At 70.7% G+C, this 22,526-nt stretch carries 18 protein-coding genes and 1 pseudogene; 6 read left to right on the top strand and 13 right to left on the bottom strand.

Annotated features, from left to right (window positions below):
• Positions 1-290 precede the first annotated feature (290 nt).
• The 6 genes from tyrS to QSJ40_RS10725 all read right to left on the bottom strand — a co-directional run bounded on the left by tyrS (position 291) and on the right by QSJ40_RS10725 (position 8,466).
• Positions 291-1,613, bottom strand: coding sequence for a tyrosine--tRNA ligase (tyrS, locus tag QSJ40_RS10750; RefSeq protein WP_024290199.1), 1,323 nt, complete (start codon positions 1,611-1,613; stop codon positions 291-293).
• Positions 1,614-1,651: 38 nt separating this feature from the next.
• Entirely contained in the window at positions 1,652-3,982 is a 2,331-nt protein-coding gene (locus QSJ40_RS10745; RefSeq protein ID WP_006214546.1) for a HelD family protein, read from the bottom strand.
• Positions 3,983-4,128: 146 nt separating this feature from the next.
• Positions 4,129-4,635, bottom strand: coding sequence for an adenine phosphoribosyltransferase (locus tag QSJ40_RS10740; protein ID WP_029643733.1), 507 nt, complete (start codon positions 4,633-4,635; stop codon positions 4,129-4,131).
• A gap of 53 nt (positions 4,636-4,688) precedes the next feature.
• Positions 4,689-5,402 (bottom strand): DNA-3-methyladenine glycosylase, encoded by a 714-nt coding sequence (locus tag QSJ40_RS10735; RefSeq protein ID WP_024290197.1) that lies wholly within the window; start codon positions 5,400-5,402, stop codon positions 4,689-4,691.
• 8 nt (positions 5,403-5,410) lie between these two features.
• Positions 5,411-6,859: an argininosuccinate lyase gene (argH, locus tag QSJ40_RS10730; protein WP_006214543.1), complete on the bottom strand. Its 1,449-nt coding sequence runs from the start codon at positions 6,857-6,859 to the stop codon at positions 5,411-5,413.
• A gap of 395 nt (positions 6,860-7,254) precedes the next feature.
• Positions 7,255-8,466, bottom strand: coding sequence for an argininosuccinate synthase (locus tag QSJ40_RS10725; protein WP_285730843.1), 1,212 nt, complete (start codon positions 8,464-8,466; stop codon positions 7,255-7,257).
• 189 nt (positions 8,467-8,655) lie between these two features.
• Between QSJ40_RS10725 and QSJ40_RS10720 the strand changes: the two genes are divergently transcribed.
• The gene (locus tag QSJ40_RS10720) at positions 8,656-9,132 is read left to right on the top strand and encodes an ankyrin repeat domain-containing protein (protein ID WP_006214541.1); all 477 of its coding nucleotides are present in this window, start codon (positions 8,656-8,658) and stop codon (positions 9,130-9,132) included.
• 34 nt (positions 9,133-9,166) lie between these two features.
• On the opposite strand, the gene QSJ40_RS10715 is transcribed toward QSJ40_RS10720, so the two are convergent.
• The 7 genes and pseudogenes from QSJ40_RS10715 to argC all read right to left on the bottom strand — a co-directional run bounded on the left by QSJ40_RS10715 (position 9,167) and on the right by argC (position 17,011).
• On the bottom strand, positions 9,167-10,660 hold the full coding sequence (locus tag QSJ40_RS10715) for a long-chain-fatty-acid--CoA ligase (protein ID WP_053447588.1): 1,494 nt from the start codon (positions 10,658-10,660) through the stop codon (positions 9,167-9,169).
• Between the two features lie 115 nt (positions 10,661-10,775).
• Complete coding sequence (locus QSJ40_RS10710) at positions 10,776-11,270, bottom strand: arginine repressor (RefSeq protein ID WP_285730840.1); 495 nt, start codon at positions 11,268-11,270, stop codon at positions 10,776-10,778.
• Complete coding sequence (gene argF / locus QSJ40_RS10705) at positions 11,270-12,241, bottom strand: ornithine carbamoyltransferase (RefSeq protein ID WP_285730837.1); 972 nt, start codon at positions 12,239-12,241, stop codon at positions 11,270-11,272. Before argF ends, QSJ40_RS10710 begins: the two co-directional genes overlap by 1 nt.
• Positions 12,242-12,291: 50 nt before the next feature.
• Positions 12,292-13,581, bottom strand: coding sequence for an acetylornithine transaminase (locus QSJ40_RS10700; protein WP_285730835.1), 1,290 nt, complete (start codon positions 13,579-13,581; stop codon positions 12,292-12,294).
• Positions 13,582-13,799: 218 nt separating this feature from the next.
• Positions 13,800-14,705: pseudogene (gene argB / locus QSJ40_RS10695) on the bottom strand (acetylglutamate kinase); the annotation flags it as partial.
• A gap of 36 nt (positions 14,706-14,741) precedes the next feature.
• Complete coding sequence (gene argJ / locus QSJ40_RS10690) at positions 14,742-15,962, bottom strand: bifunctional glutamate N-acetyltransferase/amino-acid acetyltransferase ArgJ (RefSeq protein WP_285730833.1); 1,221 nt, start codon at positions 15,960-15,962, stop codon at positions 14,742-14,744.
• Positions 15,959-17,011, bottom strand: coding sequence for an N-acetyl-gamma-glutamyl-phosphate reductase (gene argC / locus QSJ40_RS10685; protein WP_285730831.1), 1,053 nt, complete (start codon positions 17,009-17,011; stop codon positions 15,959-15,961). The genes argJ and argC overlap by 4 nt, the downstream gene beginning before the upstream one ends.
• A gap of 131 nt (positions 17,012-17,142) precedes the next feature.
• On the opposite strand from argC, the gene QSJ40_RS10680 reads away from it, so the two are divergent.
• The 5 genes from QSJ40_RS10680 to QSJ40_RS10660 all read left to right on the top strand — a co-directional run bounded on the left by QSJ40_RS10680 (position 17,143) and on the right by QSJ40_RS10660 (position 22,504).
• On the top strand, positions 17,143-18,102 hold the full coding sequence (locus tag QSJ40_RS10680; protein ID WP_053447592.1) for a quinone oxidoreductase family protein: 960 nt from the start codon (positions 17,143-17,145) through the stop codon (positions 18,100-18,102).
• A 147-nt stretch (positions 18,103-18,249) separates the two neighbouring features.
• The gene (locus QSJ40_RS10675; RefSeq protein WP_006214532.1) at positions 18,250-18,957 is read left to right on the top strand and encodes a FadR/GntR family transcriptional regulator; all 708 of its coding nucleotides are present in this window, start codon (positions 18,250-18,252) and stop codon (positions 18,955-18,957) included.
• Positions 18,954-19,724: a creatininase family protein gene (locus tag QSJ40_RS10670; protein WP_006214531.1), complete on the top strand. Its 771-nt coding sequence runs from the start codon at positions 18,954-18,956 to the stop codon at positions 19,722-19,724. The genes QSJ40_RS10675 and QSJ40_RS10670 overlap by 4 nt, the downstream gene beginning before the upstream one ends.
• A gap of 202 nt (positions 19,725-19,926) precedes the next feature.
• On the top strand, positions 19,927-20,949 hold the full coding sequence (locus QSJ40_RS10665; RefSeq protein WP_053447594.1) for a CE1 family esterase: 1,023 nt from the start codon (positions 19,927-19,929) through the stop codon (positions 20,947-20,949).
• Positions 20,950-20,956: 7 nt separating this feature from the next.
• Positions 20,957-22,504, top strand: coding sequence for an AbgT family transporter (locus QSJ40_RS10660; protein WP_285730826.1), 1,548 nt, complete (start codon positions 20,957-20,959; stop codon positions 22,502-22,504).
• Positions 22,505-22,526: the final 22 nt, after the last annotated feature.

Genomic DNA, 22,526 nt, shown 5'->3' with positions numbered 1-22,526 from the left:
TCTGCTCGATCGAGCCGTTCAATGGTTGTGTCGACGCAGGATCATCCGGATCGGTGATCCTGCCGCTGCGCCGCACCGGTTCGAACCGGCGGGCCGCTCGCGGCGACAGAGAAGAACATTACACACCCCCTGCGCCCCCCGCAAACCATCTGGGCCGTTTGTGCTGCACCCCACAGGAAGCCCTCATCCGCCGGCCGAGGACCACGACGAGGCCCCCGAGCCCCGCGGCAGACAGCCGCGGGCCTCGGGGGCCGAGCCAGGCGCGCACCCGCATGAAGGTGCCTTTCGGGTCACTCCCCCAGCACGACTCCCGCCATGTTCTTCTTGCCGCGCTTGAGCAGGGCGTACCGGCCGTGCAGCAGCTGCTCGTCCTCTAGCTGAGCCTCGATGCCCTGCACCTTCTGGTTGTTCACGGAGACGCCGCCCTCCTGGAGGGTGCGTCGCGCCTCGGAGCGGGTGGTCGACAGCCCCGTGGCCACGAGCAGGTCGATCAGCGCTCGATCCTCAGCACCCACGGTCGCAGAGGGGAGCTCCCCGATCACCGCGGCCAGGGTCTGCTCGTCCAGAGCGCCGAGGTCCCCCTTGCCGAACACGGCCTCGGAGGCCGCGATCGCCTGCTCGGTGGCCTGGGCCCCGTGCACCAGCACGGTGACATCCCACGCGAGCTGCTTCTGCGCCTCTCGGCGGAAGGGCTCCTCGGCGACCTTGCGCTCGAACTCGGCGATCTCCTGGCTGGTGCGGAAGGTGAAGACCTTGAGGCGGTCGAGCACATCGGCGTCGGCGGTGTTGAGCCAGAACTGGTAGAAGGCGTACGGCGAGGTCAGCTCGGGGTCCAGCCAGATGGCGTTGCCCTCGGACTTGCCGAACTTGGTGCCGTCCGAGTTGGTGATCAGCGGCGTGCCGATGGCCTGGACCGCGGTCCCCTCGACCTTGCGCACCAGCTCCGTGCCCGAGGTCAGGTTGCCCCACTGATCCGAGCCGCCGGTCTGCAGCATGCAGCCGTACTCGCGGTGCAGGTTCAGGAAGTCCATGCCCTGCAGGATCTGGTAGCTGAACTCGGTGTAGGAGATGCCCTCCTCCGAGTTCAGCCGCTTGGCCACGATCTCCTTCTTGATCATGGTGCCCACGCGGAAGTGCTTGCCGATGTCGCGCAGGAAGTCGATCGCCGACATCTCGCCGGTCCAGTCCATGTTGTTGACCATGCGAGCGGCGCTGTCGCCGTCGAAGGACAGGAAGCGCTCGATCTGCTCGCGCAGCTGCCCGACCCACTGCTCCACGACCTCGCGGGTGTTCAGCACCCGCTCCGAGGTCTGGCGGGGATCGCCGATCAGTCCGGTCGAGCCGCCGACGAGCCCCAGCGGACGGTGCCCCGCCAGCTGCAGCCGGCGCATGGTCAGCAGCTGCACCAGGTGCCCCAGGTGCAGCGAGGCCGCCGTGGGGTCGAAGCCGCAGTAGAACGTGATCGGCTCCCCGTCGAGCAGCTCCTGGAGGGCCGCCTGGTCCGTGGACACGTGCACGAGCCCGCGCCAGTTCAGCTCCTCCCAGATGCCCGGGAAGTCGGGGTCGTTGTGCTGGGCTGCCAGATCGATCGCGGTGGTGGGTGTCGGGGTCACGTCGGGGTACCTCTCGGGTTGCGGAAGCGGAAGGGGTTTCAGGCGCGGACGCCGTCGTAGCCGGCGGGCAGCGGGCCGGCCGAGACGGTGCGCAGCCTCTGGGTGGGACGGGTCATGGCCACGTACAGGGATCCGACGCCGCGGTACTCGTCGATGATCTCCTGCGGCTGCACGAGGACCACGGAGTCGAACTCCAGGCCCTTGGCATCCCACGTGGACAGCACGACGACCTGGTGCTCCAGCCGGCGCACACCCGCGCCCACCCTGCCGGGCAGGCGCTCGGAGAGATGCCGGCCGATGCCGCGCACGCGCTCCTCCGGGGCGATGACGGCCACGAGACCGCCCTGGACGACCTCGAGCTCCTCCTCGAGCTGGTCGTCGATCGCGCGCATGATCGCGGCGTCGTCGGCCTGAGCGGGCAGCTGCGCGATGATCGGCGGCTCCCCCTCGCGCACCGCCCGCGGAGCGGCCACGTGCTGACCGGCGGCGCGGGCGACGGCCGCGGCGACCGAGGCCACCGCCTCAGGCGTGCGGTAGTTGACGGTGAGCTCCTCCAGGCTGAAACGCTCCCCCACGAAGGGCGCCAGGGCCTCGCCCCAGGAGGCGGCGGCCGAGGCCGAGCCGGCCTGGGCGATATCGCCGACGACCGTGAACGACTTCATGGGGCATCGGCGCATGAGCACCCGCCACTGCATGGGCGTCAGCTCCTGCGCCTCATCCACCACGACGTGCCCGTAGGCCCAGGTCCGATCGGAGGTCGCGGCCTCGGCCGCGGTCATCCGGTGCTCCTGCTCCTCGTTGAACTCCGTGAGGTCGCTGGCGCTCACCACGCCGTCGACCCCGACGTCCTCGAGGGCCTGGCTCATGTTGTAGAGCGCCCGCTCGGCCATCTCGGTGGCCTTGGCGCGCTCCGCCTCACCGGTGCGGATCCGCACGCCGGCGTCCTCGAGGGTCCCCAGGCGCTCGGCGGCCTCGTCCAGCAGCGGGACGTCCGAGACGGTCAGCGCAGCGGCGGCCGGGCGCTCGAGCTGGTCCCGCTGGGCGGGGCTCAGGTGGCGGAAGGCCGAGTCGAGGTAGCGCCGCTTGGCGAAGAGCTGGCGCACCAGCGTCTCGGCCGACAGCGGCAGCCACAGCAGGTTCACGGCCCGGCGCACCTCGGGGGCCTGGCGCAGGTCCTCCACCAGGTAGGAGCGATCGATCGCGTTGCCGGAGGAGGCGTCGAGCTCCTCCCCCAGCTTCTCGGCGAGCTCGCGCAGGATGATCTTCACGAAGGTCGCGCGGGCCTCGTTGTGCGGCTTGCCCGTGCCCCTGGCCTTCTCCCGGGCCCGTCGGGCGAGCTGCCGGGTCAGCACCACGCGGTGCGAGTCCACGGTGAGCACGAGGTCGCGCTCGGGCAGCTTCTGCCGGTCCTTGACCGCCTGCTTGATGACGTCGACCATCTCCAGGCCTGCCTTGAGACCGGCGACCTCGCGGTCGCGCTCCGGCGCGCCGTGGATCCCGGGGAACAGATCGGCCAGCGACGACATCACCACGCCCGTCTCGCCCAGAGAGGGCAGCACGCGGTCGATGTACCACAGGAACGACGACGACGGCCCGACGAGCAGCACCCCTGACTTGCGCAGCCGCTCCCGGTGCTCGTAGAGCAGGAACGCCGCGCGGTGCAGGGCGACCGCGGTCTTGCCGGTGCCCGGACCGCCCTGGACCACGCGCACGCCCTGCAGAGGGGCCCGGATGATCCGGTCCTGCTCGGCCTGGATCGTGGCGACGATGTCCGTCATGCGACCCGTGCGCTTGGAGTTCAGCGCCGCCAGCAGAGCGCCTTCGCCCTGCAGGACGGACTCATCGTCGAGCAGCTCGGGGTCCAGGACGTCGTCCTCGATCGCCGAGACATGGCGTCCGTCGAGGATCAGGTGGCGACGGCGGCGCACGCCCATGGGGCTGCGACCCGTGGCCTGGTAGAACGCGGCGGCCTCGCGGGCGCGCCAGTCCACCAGGAGGCGTCGGTGGTCCTCCGTGGCCAGGCCGATGCGCCCGATGTAGCGCGTGGAGGCCTCTCCGGTCTCGGTGGTGTCCAGGCGTCCGAAGGCCAGCCGCTTGTCGACGGCCTCGAGCTGGGCGAGCCGATCCTCGTAGTGGGTGGCGAAGGCATCGCGCTCCGAGCGGGACTGATGTCCCGTGCCCATGTCCGTGCGGCGCACGCGCGCCAGCTCATCGGCCTTCTCGCGTCGCAGCTCGTCCAGGCGGTCGTAGAGCCCCGTGACGTAGCGCTGCTCGATCTCCAGCTGCTCGTCCAGTGCGCTGCCGTGGCCCTGCCCGCGGTCGTCGGGCAGGCCGGTCTCAGCACCGCTGCTCCTGGCGACATCCGTCATGTGCTCGTGCTCCTTGAAACGTCCGCCTCCCCGACCAGCCGCGATCGGGCAACCAGTCATGCTAATCCCCCGGGCATGAACAGGAGGTTGCCCGCAGCGCTTCATGTCGTCCGCCCTCAGCGGATCGCGGCGGGACCTCCCGGCTCTCAGACGCGATACAGGGCCCGGGTGCGGTGCCCGCCCAGCTTGCCTCGGCCGCGCTGGTCGGTCAGCTCCATCAGCAGCCCGAAGCCCGCGATGTGCAGTCCCGCGCGGTGCAGCAGCTTGGCACTCGCCTCGAGCGTGCCGCCGGTGGCCAGGATGTCGTCGACCACGAGCACGCGGGAACCGCGGGCGACGTCGTCGGTGTGGATCTCCAGCACGGCCGAGCCGTACTCGAGCTGGTAGCTCTCCCGGTAAGTCTCCCGGGGCAGCTTGCCCTCCTTGCGGATGGGGATCACGCCGGCGCCCGTGGCGCGCGAGACCGCACCGGCCAGCAGGAAGCCGCGCGCCTCGATGCCCGCCACGTACTCGAACTGCCCCCGGAAGGCCTCACCCAGGGCGTCCACGGCGCGGGCGAAGGCGGCCCCGTCGGCGAACAGCGGCGTCAGATCCCGGAAGAGGACCCCGGGCTCGGGGTAGTCCGGGATCTTTGCGCACAGCCGGTCGATCATCTCCTCGACCGATTCGGGTCGCGGGGCGGGCACGGGAGCAGGGCTGGGCTGAGTCACCCGGCCATGCTAGTGCCACCGCCGCGGGTGCGCCGCTTCTTGGGCGTCGCACGACGGTACGGGGAGACCGTGGGATCGCCCTGGGCGGCGAAGCGCCACGGGAACCGCTCCGTGCCGCCCTCCCCCGAGACCCCTGTGCGCGGGGTCGTCACGATCGTCCGCGGAGGGCTCCCCGGTGCGAGCACCAGATGCCGGCCGCCGTCTTCGTGCGCGCGGCCGCGCAGGGGCGCGCCGTCGTCCTGCAGGCCGAGCCCCAGGGCCTGGGCGAGGTTGCCCGGGCCACGGGCCAGGGAGACCGCCGCGGGCTCCGAGGCCCGCCGGGCGCTGCGACGGGCCACGGCCAGCTCCTGGCCCTCGACGACCTCGCCGGAGCGCAGCAGGCAACCGCCGGGGATGCCCTGCGGTCGGCACACCAGGTTCAGCGCATGATGCAGCCCGTAGGTGAAGTACACGTAGGCGTGACCGGCCGGGCCGAACATGGACGCATTGCGCGCGGTGCGCCCGTTGTAGGTGTGCGCTCCGGGGTCCGGCAGATCCGTGTCCGCGGGCCCGCCGTAGGCCTCGACCTCTGTGAGGCGCACGGTCACGCGGCCCTGCGGGGTGATGGTGGTGAGCAGGCACCCCAGCAGCAGCGGCGCGGCCTCCGGGGCCGGGCGCTGCAGCAGCTCGAGCAGCTGAGGGTCCAGATCAGCTGTTGCGCTCTCGTGCATCCGTCCGCTCAGGCCTGGACGACGGGTGCGCGGTTCTCGAAGGCCTCCAGAGCCGCCAGGCGCTCCTTCAGCGCCGCCAGCTGAGCGGCGACGGCGTCGGGACCGGTGCCGCCCTGCGAGGACCGCGAGCGCAGGGAGCCCTCCAGCGTCAGGACCTCGCGCACCTGCGGGGTGAGGCGCTCGTCGATGGCGGCGAAGTCCTCGTCGGTGAGGTCCCACAGCTCGATGTCGCGCTGCTCGCAGACCCGCACGGCGTCGCCGGAGATCTCGTGGGCGTCGCGGAAGGGCACGCCCTGGCGGACCAGCCACTCGGCGATGTCCGTGGCCAGCGCGAATCCGCGCGGTGCCAGCTCGGCCATGCGCTCGGTGTGGAAGCTCAACGTGGCGACCATGCCGGAGACGGCAGGCAGCAGGACCTCGAGCTGATCGATGGCGTCGAAGACCGGCTCCTTGTCCTCCTGCAGATCGCGGTTGTAGGCCAGCGGCAGGGCCTTGAGCGTGGCCAGCAGGCCCGTGAGATCGCCGATCAGGCGCCCCGCCTTGCCGCGGGCGAGCTCCGCCACGTCCGGGTTCTTCTTCTGCGGCATGATCGACGAGCCCGTGGAGAACGAGTCGTGCAGGGTCACGAAGGAGAACTCCTTGGTGGCCCAGGTGGTGATCTCCTCCGAGATGCGGGAGACGTCGACCGAGAGCATGGCGCAGATCCAGGCGAACTCGGCGTAGACGTCGCGCGAGGCGGTGCCGTCGATCGAGTTGTGGACCGCGGAGTCGAAACCGAGCTCCTGGGCCACGGCGTTCGGGTCCAGCCCGAGCGTGGACCCGGCGAGAGCGCCGGAGCCGTACGGGGAGACGGCCGCGCGGCGGTCCCAGTCCGCGAAGCGCTCGACGTCGCGGACCATGGCCCAGGCATGGGCCAGCAGGTGGTGCGAGAGCAGGATCGGCTGGGCGTGCTGCAGGTGCGTGCGCCCGGGCATGGGGGCGAACGGGTGCGCCTCAGCCTGCTGGACCAGCGCGCGGACGACGTCCAGCAGCTCCTTGGCAATGATCGAGGCGTGATCGCGCAGGTACATGCGCCCCTCGGTGGCGATCTGGTCGTTGCGCGAGCGGCCGGCACGCAGCTTGCCGCCCAGCTCCGGGCCGGCGCGCTCGATCAGCCCGCGCTCCAGGGAGCCGTGCACGTCCTCGTCCGACTCGGCAGGCCGATAGGCCCCGGATCGGACGTCTGCCTCGAGCTGATCGAGCGCCTCGATCATGCCCGCGAGCTCGTCGTCGGTGAGCAGGTCCACGGCGTGCAGCACGCGGGCGTGGGCGCGGGAGCCGGCGATGTCGTACGGAGCCAGGCGCCAGTCGAACTGCGTCGACTTGGACAGCGCCGCCAGGGCCTGATCCGGTCCGCCGGCGAAGCGGCCTCCCCACAGCGCGCCCTCGTTGGTCCCGTGCTTGACGTGCTCTGCCACTGGTGCTGCTCCTCGATCGCTTCCGTCTACTGGTCCCAGCTTAGGGCTGGAGGTGTGTGGGTTCGTCGTTCACTTGGTACGGGATGGGCGGTGGGCCCCTTCCTTGACTGCTTCGCTTGACGTCTGCGGAAGGGGCCCACCGCCCATCCCCCGCGCCGACGCCTCGCAGCCTCACGTCACCGAAGCAGGCCGTCGCAGCCTCCCGAGGGGCCGCGTGTGCAGGGCATCATCCGGTGAAGGTCTGCACACGGGGCTCCTCGCGAGGTCGTCGGGAGGGAGTCGCGGACGGGAGAAGGCGCGGCGGCCCCTCCTCCCGCAGACGTCAAGCGAAGCAGTCAAGGGAGGAGGGGCCGCCGCGCCCTCCGTGACGAGCCAGGATGCTCAGAGCCGAAGCCTCACCTGCCCTCTGCGGCCAGGCGCTGATCGCGCGCCGAAGCGACCTTCGAGGACATGCCGAACAGCTCGATGAAGCCGCGGGCCTGGGACTGGTCGAAGGAGTCGCCCTCGTCGTAGGTCGCCAGGTTGAAGTCGTACAGCGCGGTCTCCGAGCGACGGCCGGTGACGGTGGCCTTGCCGGCGTGCAGGGTCATGCGGATGTCGCCGTTGACGTAGCGCTGGGTGTCGTCGATGAAGGAGTCCAGGGACTTCTTCAGTGGGGAGAACCACTGGCCGTCGTAGACCAGCTCGGTCCAGCGCTGGCCGACGGTCTTCTTGAACCGGGCCTGCTCGCGCTCGACGGTGACGTTCTCGAGCTCCCGGTGCGCGGCGATCAGGGCCATGGCGCCGGGGGCCTCGTAGATCTCGCGGGACTTGATGCCCACCAGGCGGTCCTCGACGATGTCGATGCGGCCCACACCCTGGGCGCCGGCGCGGCGGTTCATCTCCTGGATGGCCTCGAGCGGGGTCACCGGGCGGCCGTCGATCGAGACGGGGATGCCCTGCTCGAAGCCGATGATGACCTCATCGGGCGCCGGCGGGAAGGCGGGATCGTCGGTGTAGTCGTAGACGTCCTTGGTGGGGCCGTTCCAGATGTCCTCGAGGAAGCCGGTCTCGATGGCGCGGCCCCACACGTTCTGGTCGATCGAGAAGGGGTTCTTCTTGGTCGTCACGATCGGCAGGTCATTGCGCTCGGCGTAGTCGATGGCCTTCTCGCGGGTCAGCGCCAGGTCGCGCACCGGGGCGATGCACTTGAGGTCCGGGCCCAGGGTCTGGATGCCGACCTCGAAGCGGACCTGGTCGTTGCCCTTGCCGGTGCAGCCGTGGGCGACGGTGGTGGCGCCGAACTGCTTGGCCGCATCCACCAGGTGCTTGACGATCACGGGGCGCGAGACGGCCGAGACCAGCGGGTAGGAGTCCATGTACAGGCCGTTGGCCTTCAGCGCCGGCATGCAGTACTGCTCGGCGAACTCGTCGCGGGCATCGGCGACCACGGCCTCCACGGCGCCGCAGTCCAGCGCGCGCTGGCGGATGGCCTCGAGGTCCTCGCCGCCCTGTCCGACGTCCACGGCCACGGCCACGACCTCGGCCCCGGTGGCCTCGCCGATCCAGCCGATGGCGACGGAGGTGTCCAGGCCGCCCGAGTAGGCGAGTACGACGCGCTCGGTCATGAGTGTCTCCTTGAGAGGTTCGATGCTTCAGGTCTTCTGTGCATGACTATACACAGCGTGTTGTATTTATGCATTGCCGGGGCGCGTCGGCAGGCGGGATACTGGGTGGTCGATCCCCGAGCACGACCGCGGGCGGCCTCTGACCGCCATCATCTCGCAGTCGGCGCCCCGACCCCGCCAAGGAGCACCATGTCCGAGCACAGCACGAGCCCATCCTCCCCCGACGCCGAAGGCCAGTCCCCGGCGGGAGCCTCACCTCAGACGGGGCAGGGCGCGCCGCAGCTCAGCGAGGAGGAGCTCGCCCTGCTGAACCAGATGTTCGACCTGGCCCGCGAGGGCAGCACCGATCAGCTGCGGCAGGCCCTGGAGGCGGGGGTGCCGGTGAACCTCACCAACGGCAAGGGCGACACCCTGCTGAACCTGGCCGCCTATCACGAGCACGAGGACACGGTCGCGATGCTGCTCGAGGCCGGCGCCGACACCGAGCGGGTCTCCGACATGGGCTTCACCGCCCTGATCTGCGCCGTGTTCCGCGGCAACGAGGCCATCACCCGACGCCTCCTCGAGGCAGGGGCCGGGCAGGACACCGGCTTCCAGCCGGCTCGGGCCGTGGCCCAGGAGTTCGGTCGCGAGAACGTGATCCCGCTGCTCGACGAGCACGCCTGAGCACGGCGGAAAGTGCGCTTCGGCCCGCCCCTGATCAGCTCGGGTCGATCTCCCGCTTGAGGATCTTGCCGGTCGAGCCCTTGGGCAGCGCGTCGACGACCTTGTAGGCCTGCGGGCGCTTGTAGCTGGCCAGCGACTGGCGCATGGTGGCGCGCAGCTGTTCGATCACCTCGGCCTCCTGCGCCCCGTCGCGCAGCACCAGGCAGGCCACGACCTGCTGGTCGGTGGTCGCCCCGCCGCGACCGACGACCGCGGCCTCCTCGACCCCGGGGTGCTCATAGATCAGCTCCTCGATCTCGCGCGGGTACACGTTGTAGCCGTTGCGCAGGATCGTGTCCTTCTTGCGATCGACGATCCAGAGTCGGTCGTCCTCGTCCTGACGCGCCATGTCCCCGGTGCGGAAGTACTCGCCGGCGAAGGCCGCCGCGGTGAGCTCGGGCTGCTTCCAGTACCCGGCCATGACATAGCGACCGGCCACCGCCAGCTCCCCGATCTCGCCGCGCGGCAGCTCACGGCCGTCGTCGTCGAGGATCGCCACGCGGGCCTCCTCCACGGGGGTGCCGATCGAGCCGGGGACGCGCTGGTCGACGGGCTGGTTGAACGCGACGACGGGCGAGGTCTCGGAGAGCCCGTAGCCCTCGTAGAGAGTGATCCCGAACAGCTGCTCGAACCGGCGCAGGACCTCGACCGGCAGGGCCGCTCCGCCGGAGAGCGCCGAATCCAGGCTCGGCAGCTCGAGCGGCTGTCGGGCCTGGACCTGGCACAGCGCCATGTGCATGGACGGCACGCCGATCACGCGGGTCACCCCGTGCTCGCCCAGCTGCTGCAGCACAGCGCGCGGCTGGAACGACGGGACCAGGCTGATGCAGGCCCCGACCGCCACCGGGGCGTTCAGGCACACCGTCTGGCCGAAGACGTGGAAGAACGGCAGCGCCCCCAGGATCACGTCCTCGGGCACGTAGCTGAACATGCGGGTGGTCATCCACGCGTTCGAGGTGACGTTGTCGTGCGTCAGGGCGGCGCCCTTGGGCTCGCCGGTAGTCCCGGAGGTGAACAGCAGCACCGCGAGGTCGTCGGCGGCGCGCTCGACCGGCTCCCGGACCTCGAGGTCTCTCGACGGCGCGGCGAGGGTCTGCTGATCCAGCAGGAGCAGGGGGACCGACGGCTCGAGCTCGGCGCAGGCCTGCTCGGCAGGTGCGCTCACCGCGTCGTGGACGACGACCGCGCTGAGCTCGGCCGTGCGGAACAGAGCGGTCAGCTCGCGAGCGCTGAGCAGCGGGCTGAGCGGGACGACGACGGCGCCCAGGCGCAGGATGGCGTAGTACGCGACCGGCATCTGCGGCGCGTTGGGCGCCACGAGGGCGACACGATCCCCCACGCCCACACCTGCCTCGTGCAGCCGCTGGGCGAACGCCGCGGACAGCGCGTCGAGCTGCCCGTAGCTGAGGCTCAGCTCCCCCAGGCGCAGGGCCGGGGACTCGGGGGCTCGGCGGGCGGAGTCGGTGAGCAGTGTCGCGAGGTTCGTCACGTATGGGGGCCTTCTGGCTCGGTGCGTCCGTCACCGGACGCAGGAGCGGGCCCGACGGCCCGGCTCCGTGCGAAAGGAGGTGCAGGTCCGATCCGGATCCGGGCGCTCGCGCGCGTCAGTCGCCTCCCGCCAGCCGCAGGAAGAACTCCGCCAGCTCGGCGCCCCCGGAGGGGTCGCGGCTGACGACCATGATCGAATCGTCCCCGGCGATGGTACCCAGGACGAGCTGGACAGCGGCCTGATCGATGATCGAGGCGAAGTACTGCGCGGCCCCCGGCGGGGTCTTGAGCATGACGAGGTTGCCGGAGGACTCGGCGGTGACCAGCAGCTCGCGGCACACACCGGCAAGGCGGGCGTCGGGTCCGGCGGAGCCGTCCGGTCCCGCGACCTCGCCGGAGGCCGGCGGCACGGCGTAGACCAGCGAGCCCGACGAGTCCCGCACGCGCACCGCCCCGACCTCGACGAGATCGCGCGAGAGCGTGGCCTGCGTGACCTGCAGGTCGTCGCGGGCCAGCAGCTCGGCGAGCTCGGCCTGCGAGTGCACGGAGCCGGAGCTGAGCAGGGCGACGATGCGCGCCTGGCGGGCGATCTTGGTGGCCGGGATGCTCATCAGCCCAGCTCCGGCAGGGTGATCTCGCCCGTCTCGAGGCTGTACTGCCCCGAGGCTGCCAGCAGCCAGACCATCAGCGCCTTCTGGGCGTGCAGCCGATTCTCGGCCTCCTGGAAGACCAGCGAGCGCGGGCCGTCGATGACCTCGGCCGAGACCTCGCTGCCGCGGTAGGCCGGCAGGCAGTGCATGAACACGGCCTCGGGGGCGGCCTGGTCCATGGCCGCGGTGTCGATCGAGTACGGGCGGAAGACCTCGGCGCGCGCGTCCTTCTGGTCCTCCTGGCCCATGGAGACCCAGGTGTCGGTGCAGACCACATCGGCCTCGGCGAGCGCCTGGGCGGGATCCTCGGTCACGAGCACCGAGCCGCCCGTGAGCTCGGCGAGCTCGCGCGCCCGGGCCACGATCGACTCCTCGGGCAGGTAGCCGGCCGGGCCCGCGACGCGCACGTGCATGCCGGCGGTGGCCATCCCCAGCAGGTACGAGTTGGCCATGTTGTTCGCGGCATCGCCCAGGTACGCGAAGCTGCGCCCGGCCAGCTCGCCGAAGTGCTCGCGGATCGTGAGCAGGTCGGCCAGGATCTGGCACGGGTGGTACTCGTCCGACAGTGCGTTGATCACCGGGACGTGGGAGTGCTGCGCCATCTCCTCGAGACCGGCCTGGTCGTACGTCCGCCACACGATCAGCCCCGCCATCCGGGAGATGACCCGGGCGGTGTCCGAGACCGACTCCTTGACCCCCAGCTGCGCCTCCCCCGGATTCACGACCAGGGGCGATCCCCCGAGATCCGCGATGCCCGTGGCGAACGAGTAGCGCGTGCGGGTGGAGGTCTTGTCGAAGATGACGGTCGCGGTCTGCGGCCCCGCCAGCGCGCGATGGCGCCACCGGTCGGCCTTGAGCTCGAGGGCCAGGTCCAGGACCTCCGCCTGCTCGGCGGGGCTCAGATCCGTGTCGCGAAGGAAGTGGCGTGGCATGAGGCGTCCTCTCGGAAGGAAGGTGGGGCCGACGGGCGGAGGCGGAAGGCTCAGGCGCCCGGAGCGCTGAGCACGGCCTCGCGGGCCGCGTCGAGGATGGAGGGCAGCGCCTCGAGCAGCTCGTCGGCCTGCTCTGCGCTGAGGATCAGCGGCGGGGCCAGGCGCAGCGTGAGCGGCCCCGGGGCATTGACGATGAATCCCGCGCGGCGGGCCGCCGCCACGACGGCCGGGGCCAGAGCGGCGGTCTGCGATGCCGAACGATCGATCGGCTCGAGGTCGATGCCGATCAGCAGCCCGTGGGCGCGGACCTCGGCGACGCCGTCGATCGCGCGCAGTCCGTCGGCCAGATGCTGACCCACCGAACGGACGTTCTGCAGGATCTGCTCGTCCTCGATCGTCGTGAGCGTGGCCAGACCGACCGCGGTGGCCAGCGGGTTGCCGCCGAAGGTCGTACCGTGCTGGCCAGGGCCGAGCAGACCGGAGGCGTGCTCGCCGAAGGTGATCATGGCCCCGATCGGGAAGCCTCCGCCCAGCCCCTTGGCCAGCGTCATGGCATCCGGGGCATCGGCACCCGAGAGCTCCGCCGAGCTGGCGAACCACTGCCCCGTGCGCCCGACGCCCGTCTGGACCTCGTCGACGATCAGCAGCGCCCCGTGCTCGCGGGTGAGCTGCCGAGCCCGGCGCAGCCATCCCTCGGGCAGCGGTCGCACGCCGGCCTCGCCGCGCACGGGCTCCACGATCAGGGCGCTGACGGTGTTGTCGACGGCGGCCTCCAGCGCCTCGAGCGTGGGAGCGAGGAACTCCACGCCGGTCGGCAGCGGCTCGAACGGCTCCCGGTAGGCCTTCTTGGCGGTCATGGCCAGCGAGCCGGCCGTGCGTCCGTGGAAGGAATCCTCCAGGGCCAGGATCCGCGTGCGGGGACCGTCCGGGCCGGGGACCTCGTGGCCCTGGCGGCGGGCCAGCTTGAAGGCGGCCTCATTGGCCTCCGAGCCGGAGTTCGCGAAGAAGACCCGCGAGCCCTCCGGCGCCCCGGTCAGCTCCAGCAGCTTCTTGGCCAGCTCGATCTGCTGCGGCGAGGTGAAGAAGTTGGAGATGTGGCCCAGGGCGGCCGCCTGCTCCGAGAGGGCGCGCACCCAGGCGGGGTGGGCGTGGCCCAGCGCGTTCACGGCGATCCCGCCCAGCAGATCCAGCAGGCGGTTGCCGTCGGCGTCCCACACGACAGCACCCTCACCGCGGGCGAGCACGGCCTGGGGCGGGCCGAAGACGTTCATCAGGTGCTGGGAGTACTGCTCGAGCAGGGCCTCCGCGGAGGCGTCCTGGGCAGAGTGCGTGCGGCTCATTCGGGGTCCTCCGTCGTGGTGGTCTCGGTCGGGGCGGTCTCCGCCGCGCCGACGGTCTGCGCGCTGCGTCCTGCGCCGGAGGAGCCCTGCGCGGCCTCCTCGCCGGTCGGGTGCTTCCCCGCACCGGATCCCAGGACGACGCGATCGATCTCCGCGGTGGCGACGCCGACCGGTTCCGGATGCCGGCGCAGAGGCCGCTCGGCTGCCGGCGCGGTGCCGTCGGGGCGGACCTCGGTGCCGATCCCCTCGTCCGTGAAGATCTCGAGCAGCACCGAGTGCGCCTCGCGCCCGTCGACGATCGTGGCCCGCGGGACCCCGCCCTCCACAGCGGTGAGCGCCGCCTCCATCTTGGGGATCATCCCGGACTGCAGGCTGGGCAGCAGCTCGCGCAGCTCGGAGTCGGTCAGCGACGAGATCAGCGAGCTGCGATCCGGCCAGTCCGAGTACAGGCCCTCGATATCGGTCAGCGCCACGAGCTTCTCCGCGCCCAGCGCCACGGCGACCGCGGCGGCTGCGGTGTCGGCGTTGATGTTGAGCACCTCGCCGGTGAAGCGGCCGTGGGCGTCGACCTCCGGGGAGATCGAGGAGATCACCGGGATGCGCCCGGCCTGGATCAGCTCGCGCAGCGGCTCGGGGTTCACGGAGACGATCTCGCCCACGTGCCCCAGGTCCACCTCCTGGCCGTCGACGACCGTCCCGCGGCGCACCGCGTTGAGCAGGGATGCGTCCTCCCCCGAGATCCCCACGGCGTACGGGCCGGTGGCATTGAGCAGGGAGACGAGCTCGCGCTGGACCTGGCCGGTGAGGACCATGCGGATGGCGTCGATCGCCTCGGCCGTGGTGACGCGCAGACCCCCGCGGAACTCGGACTCGATCCCCAGCCGCTCGAGCATGCGATTGATCTGCGGCCCTCCGCCGTGCACGACGACGGGGCAGATCCCCACCTCGCGCAGGAAGACCATGTCGGCGGCGAATGCCTGGCGCAGCGGCTCCGAGACCATGGCGTTGCCGCCGTACTTGAACACCATGACCGCCCCGGAGAAGCGGCTGATCCACGGCAGCGCCTCCATGAGCACGCCGGCCTTGGCGCGCGCGGCGGTGATGCGGTCGTTCGGTGCGGTCATCGGGTGTCTCCTGGGAGGGGTTCGGCTCGGGCGGCTTCAGGACGAGTACGCCGAGTTCTCCTCGACGTAGTCGTGGGTCAGGTCGTTGGTCCAGATCGTGGCCTCGTGCGCCCCGGCCTTCAGGTCGACGACGACCTCGACCTTTCGCGACGACGCCAGGTCCACGCCCTCCCGGGGGTCGCCGATCATCCCGCCGCGGCAGACCATGACGCCGTTGATGGAGACGTCGAGCTCGTCCGGATCGAACTCGGCATCGGTCGTGCCCACGGCCGAGAGGACCCGGCCCCAGTTGGGGTCGTTGCCGAAGACCGCGGTCTTGAACAGGTTCGAGCGGGCCACCGTGCGCGAGACCGTCTCGGCCTGGACCACGGAGGCGGCGCCCATGGTGGTGATCGCGATGTCGTGGGCGGCGCCCTCGGCATCGGTGATCAGCTGCTGGGCCAGGCTGTGGCACACGGCGCTCAGCGCACGGGTGAGCTCGAGCTCGTCGGGGCTGATGCCGGAGGCCCCCGAGGCCAGCAGGGTCACGGTGTCGTTGGTGGACATGCAGCCGTCGGAGTCGGCGCGGTCGAAGGTCACGGCGCAGGCCTCGCGCAGGCTGCGCTGCAGGACCTCCGGGCGGACCTCGGCGTCGGTGGTGAGCACCACGAGCATGGTGGCCAGTCCCGGGGCGAGCATGCCCGCGCCCTTGGCCATCCCGCCCACGCTCCAGCCCTCGGGGCTCGTGTGCGCGGCCTGCTTGGGCACGGTGTCGGTGGTCATGATCGCCCGGGCCGCGCGCAGCCCGGCCGCCTCATCCGCTGCGGAATCGGCCAGGACCTCGGGGATGCCGGCGCGCATCACGCCCATGGGCAGCTGCACGCCGATCAGTCCGGTGGAGCACACGACCACGTCGCCGGCGCCGACCTGAAGGCCCTCGGCGACCAGCTCGGCCGTTTCGTGCGAGGCCTGGAAGCCCTGCGGGCCCGTGCAGGCATTGGCTCCGCCGGAGTTGAGGGTCACCGCGCGGGCGGCGCCGTCGGCGACGACCTGGCGCGACCAGTGGACGGGAGCCGCGGCCACGCGGTTCGACGTGAACACAGCGGCGGCGGCCGCGCTGGGGCCGTCGTTGATCACGACGGCCAGGTCGTCGCCGCCGGAGGCCTTGAATCCGGCGGTCACGCCGCCGGCGCGGAATCCAGCGGCTGCGGTGACGCCGCGGGAGGTGTCGACGCTCAGCCCGGCCGCCGGGTCCTGGGAGGGGTGGACGGTGCTCACGGTGCGACTCCCTGCTGGGTCAGCCCGGTCTGCTCGGGCAGGCCCAGGGCGATGTTCATGGACTGCACGGCTCCGCCGGCCGTGCCCTTGACGAGGTTGTCCAGCGCGCAGCTGACGATCACGCGCCCCACGCGGGCATCGACGGCCGCCTGGATCTGGACGTGGTTCGAGCCCAGGACGGCCTGGGTGGTGGGCCACTGCCCCTCGGGCAGCAGATGGATGAAGGGCTCGTCGCGATAGGCCTCCTCCAGCGCCTCGCGCACGGACTGCGCACCGGCGCCCTCGGCGATCCGGGCCGTGGCGGTCGTGAGGATGCCGCGGGGCATAGGCGCCAGGGTGGGGGTGAACGAGACCGCGACGTCGCTGCGGCCCGAGGCCCAGCCCAGGCCCTGCTCGATCTCCGGGGTGTGCCGGTGCACGCCGCCCACGCCGTAGGGCGACATGCCGCCCATGACTTCCGCGGCCAGCAGGTGCGGCTTCAGCGATCGCCCCGCCCCCGAGGTGCCGGAGGCCGCCACGATCACGATGTCCTGCAGCTCGATCTGCCCGGCCGCGGCCAGCGGCGCCAGGGCCAGCTGGGAGCCGGTGGGATAGCACCCGGGGATCGCGATGCGGCTCGCTTTCGCCAGTCGGGTGCGCTGCCGGGTGCCGTCCGGGGCCACGATCATCTCGGGCAGGCCGTACGGCCAGGTCCCGGCGTGCGCCCTGCCGTAGAACTGCTCCCATGCCTCGGCGGATTCGAGCCGGTGATCGGCCGCGGCGTCGATCACGATGGTCGACTCGGGAAGCTGGGCCGCGATCTCGGCCGAGGCGCCGTGCGGCAGGGCGAGCACGACGATGTCGTGCCCGGCCAGCTGCTCGAGGCTCGAGTCCGTGATGATCCGATCGGCGAGCCCGTGCAGGTGCGGCTGCAGCGAGCCCAGCCGCTGACCGGCGCTGGAGTGCGCCGCGACGGCGCCGATCTCCACCTGGGGATGCTGCATCAGCAGACGAAGCACCTCTCCCCCGGCGTAGCCGCTGGCTCCTGAGACTGCTGCGGTGAAGGTCATGCGGACATCCTACGCAAGATTATGCAGGTATGTCGATATTTATGCACTCGGCGCGGCGGCGAAGACTAGGCTCGGTGGTCAGGAACGCACCGACCGGCGGCTTCCGTCCGCCCCGAGAGAAGGAGACCAGCATGCGCGCCATCACCCTCACGCAGCACGGGGGCCCGGAGGTCCTCACCGTCAGCGAGGTCGAGGATCCGGTCCCGGGACCCGGAGAGGTCCTGGTGCGCACCCGCCGCACCGGGGTCAACTTCATCGAGACCTACCAGCGCGAGGGCGTCTACGACGTCGAGCTGCCCTTCACCCCGGGCACCGAGGGAAGCGGCGAAGTCATCGCCCTGGGCGAGGGCGTCGACTCCCTGCAGGTCGGGCAGCGGATCACGACCTCGCAGGGCCGGGCCACCTACGCCGAGAAGTTCGTGGTCGATGCCGATCGCGTGGTGGTGGTGCCCGAGTCCGTCTCCGACGATGCCGCGGGCGCGCTGCCGCTGCAGGGCTTCACGGCCCACTATCTGACCCGCTCGACCTTCCCGGTCGGCCCGGAGACCACCGCCGTGATCACCGCCGCCGCCGGCGGCGTGGGCGGCGTCGCCATCCAGCTCATGAAGCGCCAGGGCGCCACCGTGATCGGGCTGACCTCGAGCCAGGAGAAGGCCGACACCGCCCGATCGCTGGGCGCCGATCATGTCCTGCCCTACGAGGGCTTCGCCGATGCCGTCGAGGAGATCACCGGCGGCCGCGGCGCCGACGTGGTCTACGACTCGGTGGGCAAGACGACCTTCGACGAGTCCCTGGCCGCCGTGCACCTGCGCGGCATGGTCGTGCTCTTCGGCGGGTCGTCCGGGCAGGTCCCCCCGTTCGACCTGCAGCGCCTCAACGCCATGGGCTCGCTGTACGTGACCCGCCCGTCGCTCAACGCCTACATGCACACCGAGGAGGAGCGGCAGTGGCGGGCCCGCGAGATGTTCGAGGCCATCGAGGACGGCCTGAAGATCCGCGTGGGCGGCACCTATTCCCTCGACGACGCCGCTCAGGCGCACCGCGACCTCGAATCCCGCAGGACCCAGGGGAAGCTGCTGCTGACCTTCTGAGTCGCCTTCGCAGACGACGGGGGGCCGTGGCGATTCCCGATCACCGCGGCCCCCGCCGCTGTCATATGCCGCTGCGACGTTCCGCTGCGGGTCGTCAATGCGAAAGGTGACTTGCCTCACCTCACGGAAAGTGATTTAGTCACTTTCATGCCGCACATCACATCCCTCTCCGAGCGCCTGGCGCAGTCGATCGTGGAGCACATCCATGCCTCGCAGTTGCAGCCCGGCGACTCCCTGGAGCCCTCCCGATCCCTCGCCGAGCGCTTCGAGGTCACCACGCCGACGATCCGGGAGGCCCTCCGGCGCCTGGAGGCCGCCCGCGTGGTCGAGATGCGCCACGGCAGCGGCGTCTACGTCGCCGATGGCCTGACCCGCTCGGTCATGAGCAACCCCCACCAGCCGCCGATCACCCTGCGCAGCATCCTCGAGCTGGCCGATGCCCGACTGTCCCTCGAGCCGCCTATCGCCGCCCGCGCGGCCGAGCACCGCACCCGCGAGGGTCTGAGCCTGCTGACCCAGTCAGCCTCCAATGCTCTCGTGGATCCGCCGCGAAGGGCCCGCCCCGCCCTGCACTTCCATACCCAGCTGGCTGCCTGCACGGGCAATCCGCTGCTCGAGCAAACCATCGAAGCCCTGTTGTCGCAGCGCATGGGCGAGCAGATGGAGATCCGCCTGCGCTTCGATGACCGCGAGCGCGACTATGCCGAGCACCTCGAGATCCTCGAGGCCGTGCGCTCGCGCGACGCCGATCGCGCCGCCGAGCTGACGCGCGCTCATCTGCAGGGCATTCGCGATGCCATCGCCACCTCGGCCCCTGCGGATCCGCAGGATGCTGACGGAGGCGAGCAGCGATGAGCCCCACAGCCACCCGCCTGGCGGAGATGACCTCCGCTGAGGCCGCAGCCAGCGCGCAGGCCGGCCGGATCGTCGTGCTGCCCGTGGGAGCCCTCGAGCAGCACGGTCCGGCCATGCCGCTCGGAACCGATACCTATCGCGCCGACGCCGTGGCCGAGCGTGTGGTCAGCAGGCTTCCGGACGACGCCGTGCTGGGCCCCACGCTGCCGATCGGCGTCTCTCCCCACCATCTCGGGTTCCCCGGCACGGTCAGCCTCACTACGCGGACCTTCACGGCGCTGGTCCGCGAGATCGCAGTGGGTCTGCACCGTCAGGGCTTCCACCGAATCCTGGTCGTGACCGGGCACGGCGGGAACAACGCCAGCCTCACGACGATCGCCCAGGACCTGCTGGCATCCGATCCCGATCTGGAGTTCGCCTGGACCCCGCTGACCTCTGTAGCCGCGGACATCGTGCGCTCCGCCGGAGTGAGCGCGGTGCACGGGCACTGCGGTGAGGCCGAGACCGCCCAGATGCTCGAGGTGGCACCCGACCTGGTGCGCCGCGATCTGCTCGAGCCTGGCCCCACGCGTCCCGAGGATCTCGACCCCCTCAGCGCCCTGGCCCGCAGCGTCTCCCATCCCACCCTGACCCGCTCCTGGGACGACTTGACGCCCAACGGCGTGCTTGGCGACCCCCGGCAGGCTACCGAGCAGCTCGGCGCCGAGCTGATCGAGACCATCACCGAGAGGATCTGCGACTTCCTGGGCCGCTGGGCTCAGCTCTGACGAGCCTCACGCTCCCTTTCCCCTGACCCACAGCAGCATCCGCAGGACCTAAGGACGGGCCGTCGTCGCGGCCCCGTCCGCGATCCTGTGCACCCTCATGCGTCCGAACAGGCCCCTCCAGAGCCTTCCGCCGACCGCGTACGCCGACCTCGCAGCCGTCTGCTTCGTCCTCTCAGCCCCATCAGCGAACAGGAGTTCCCTCATGTCCGGATCCCCCAGGATCGCCGCACGCGCCGCCGCCCTCGTGCTGCTGATCGGCATGTCCATGGCTCCCAGCGTCAGCGCGACGGGCTCGATCGACGGGCTCGACCCCCAGGACCTCCGACCCCAGCAGCCCCGCGCTCAGAGCGACATACCCGGATCCTCCGCCGGATGCGCGAAGGATCGGAGGGCCCCCTCCGAGCAGGAGACTGCCGCGGGCTCCCAGCCGGGCTCTGTTCGCAGCGGAGGGCTCGAGCGCACCTACATCCAGCACCTGCCTGAGGGCTACAGCGCCCAGAAGACCTGGCCCGTGGTCCTCGTCTTCCACGGCCGAGGCAGCACTGCCGCCGAGACCCAGGAGTTCTCGGGACTGGACCACCTGCCGGCCGTCGTCGTCTACGCCGACGGCGTCCCCGGGAGCCTCGAGGATCCACGCCAGGCTTGGGAGGGAGCCCCCTATTCGGCCGAAGGAGTCGATGACCTGGCCTTCGTAGACGACCTGCTCGATCAGCTCGAGGGAGATCTGTGTCTGGACACCTCACGGGTCTACGCGACCGGGAAGTCCAACGGCGCGGGCTTCGTCGGAATCCTGGCCTGCGAGCGCTCGCAGCGGATCACGGGAATCGCTCCAGTGGCCGGGGCCTTCTACGCGACCGGCCATCGGGAGTGCTCGCCGTCTCGTCCGGTGCCCGTGGTCGAGATGCACGGCACGGCTGACGCAACCATCCCCTACGACGGCGATCCGGCCCGAGGACTCCCGTCGATCCCCGGTTGGACGGCCGCCTGGGCCGAGCGCAATGGCTGCCGCGGCGCCGTCACGACGAGCTCCCCCGCCGCGGACATCGAGATCGACAGGCACCGAGGCTGCCACCGCGGAGCAGAAGTCACGCACGTGCGGGTGCAGGGAGGCGGCCATACCTGGCCAGGAGCCGACGCCTACTCGGGCGGAGGTGCCACGACCCACAGCGTCGAAGCCACCGACCTGCTCTGGAACACCCTGAATCACTACCGACTGCCGAGGTGAATCCATCATGACCACTGCCAATCTCTCCGAGCGACAGCGCGACGGCGACAAGCTGCCCCGCGTGCTGCGCATCCTGGGCGTCATCGAGCGAATCGGCAACGCCCTGCCCCATCCGTTCTGGCTGTTCTGGATCCTGGCCGCGATCTTGGCTGTCGTCAGCGCGATCATGTCCGCGTCGGGCGTCTCGGTGATCTCCCCCAGCGACGGCAAAGAGGTCGTCGTTCGCAATCTGCTGAGCGTCGAAGGCCTGTCCATGGCGCTGTCCACGGCCATCGGCAACTTCGCCGAATTCGGCCCGATGGCGACGATCGTCGTGGTCATGATGGGTGTTGCCGTGGCAGAGGGCACCGGGTTCCTGAACGGCCTGATGCGGGTCACGATCTCCCGGGTCCCTGCCTTCCTGGTCGTCTTCGCAGTTGCCTTCACGGGCACGATGTCCCACGTGGCAAGCGCCGCTGCTTACGCCATCCTGGTCCCGCTGGGGGCCGTGGCATTCCGCGCTGTCGGTCGATCCCCGATCCTGGGCATCGTCGTCGCCTACACCTCGATCGCCTCCGGCTACGATGCCAGCCCCATCCCGACTCCGAATGACGTGATCTTCGCAGGGATCACGACCGAGGCAGCCCAGATCATCGACCCGGAGGCCTACGTCTCCCCGCTGAGCAACTGGTTCTTCAACATCGCCTCGAGCTTGCTTCTAGCACTTGTGATCACACTCGTGACCAATCTCGTGCTGGCCCGCCGGCCAGACCTCGATCCGGATCCGGAAGCCGACGTGGACGAGACCTCGCTGCGCCTGAGCGGCAGGGAGACCAAGGCCATGATCATCGCAGTCCTGGCAGTGATCTCTGTGCTGATCGTGACGACCATTCTGCTTCTGCCTGCCAGCTCCCCGCTGCGCGGCGAGGGCGGGTCCTTGACGGACTCGCCGTTCCTGGATGGGATCGGCGTTCTGGTTGGTATGCTCTTCGCCCTGGCAGGCATGGTCTACGGCTGGCTCAGCGGCGAGATCACTGCGTGGGAAGACGTGCCGGCGATGATGACCTCGGGCGTGAAACAGATCGCCCCGGTCCTGGTCCTGTTCTTCGCGATCGCACAGTTCTTGGCCTACTTCGAGTGGTCATACATCGGCGACGTGATCGCGGTGGAGTCCGCTGCTCTGCTCGACTCCACCGGCATCCCCATCCCTGTCGTCTTCCTGCTGGTGCTGGGGCTGCTGTCCGTGGTGAACATCCTGATCACCAGCGGCTCGGCGATGTGGTCCATCACTGCCCCGGTGCTCGTGCCGATGCTCATGCTCGTGGAAGTCCCAGCGGAGACCACGCAGGCTCTGTTCCGAATCGCGGACTCGGGCTCAACGGCCGTGACACCCATGAGTCCCTACTTCGTCCTGGCCCTGGGGTTCCTGCAGCAGTACCGGCGATCAGCCGGGATCGGGACCCTGGCCTCCTATACATTGCCACTGGCGGTGTGCATGACCCTCTCCTGGACGCTGCTGTTCCTCGCCTGGTGGATGCTCGGGCTTCCCCTGGGGCCAGGTGCGCCCGTGCGCTGAGCCGACCTGCTCGCGACTGCGG

The organism is Kocuria sp. NBRC 114282, from assembly GCF_030268385.1.
GTDB classification, from domain to species: domain Bacteria; phylum Actinomycetota; class Actinomycetes; order Actinomycetales; family Micrococcaceae; genus Kocuria; species Kocuria palustris.
This window is presented reverse-complemented; position numbering and strand designations above follow the sequence as displayed.

Excerpts from the sequence above, each read along its gene's own strand:
- QSJ40_RS10745 (WP_006214546.1), bottom strand. The coding sequence starts at position 3,982 with ATGACGGATGTCGCCAGGAGCAGCGGTGCTGAGACCGGCCTGCCCGAC.
- QSJ40_RS10740 (WP_029643733.1), bottom strand. The coding sequence starts at position 4,635 with ATGATCGACCGGCTGTGCGCAAAGATCCCGGACTACCCCGAGCCCGGG.
- QSJ40_RS10735 (WP_024290197.1), bottom strand. The coding sequence starts at position 5,402 with ATGCACGAGAGCGCAACAGCTGATCTGGACCCTCAGCTGCTCGAGCTG.
- QSJ40_RS10725 (WP_285730843.1), bottom strand. The coding sequence starts at position 8,466 with ATGACCGAGCGCGTCGTACTCGCCTACTCGGGCGGCCTGGACACCTCC.
- QSJ40_RS10720 (WP_006214541.1), top strand. The coding sequence starts at position 8,656 with ATGTCCGAGCACAGCACGAGCCCATCCTCCCCCGACGCCGAAGGCCAG.
- QSJ40_RS10710 (WP_285730840.1), bottom strand. The coding sequence starts at position 11,270 with ATGAGCATCCCGGCCACCAAGATCGCCCGCCAGGCGCGCATCGTCGCC.
- argF (WP_285730837.1), bottom strand. The coding sequence starts at position 12,241 with ATGCCACGCCACTTCCTTCGCGACACGGATCTGAGCCCCGCCGAGCAG.
- QSJ40_RS10700 (WP_285730835.1), bottom strand. The coding sequence starts at position 13,581 with ATGAGCCGCACGCACTCTGCCCAGGACGCCTCCGCGGAGGCCCTGCTC.
- argC (WP_285730831.1), bottom strand. The coding sequence starts at position 17,011 with ATGACCTTCACCGCAGCAGTCTCAGGAGCCAGCGGCTACGCCGGGGGA.
- QSJ40_RS10680 (WP_053447592.1), top strand. The coding sequence starts at position 17,143 with ATGCGCGCCATCACCCTCACGCAGCACGGGGGCCCGGAGGTCCTCACC.
- QSJ40_RS10675 (WP_006214532.1), top strand. The coding sequence starts at position 18,250 with ATGCCGCACATCACATCCCTCTCCGAGCGCCTGGCGCAGTCGATCGTG.
- QSJ40_RS10670 (WP_006214531.1), top strand. The coding sequence starts at position 18,954 with ATGAGCCCCACAGCCACCCGCCTGGCGGAGATGACCTCCGCTGAGGCC.
- QSJ40_RS10665 (WP_053447594.1), top strand. The coding sequence starts at position 19,927 with ATGTCCGGATCCCCCAGGATCGCCGCACGCGCCGCCGCCCTCGTGCTG.
- QSJ40_RS10660 (WP_285730826.1), top strand. The coding sequence starts at position 20,957 with ATGACCACTGCCAATCTCTCCGAGCGACAGCGCGACGGCGACAAGCTG.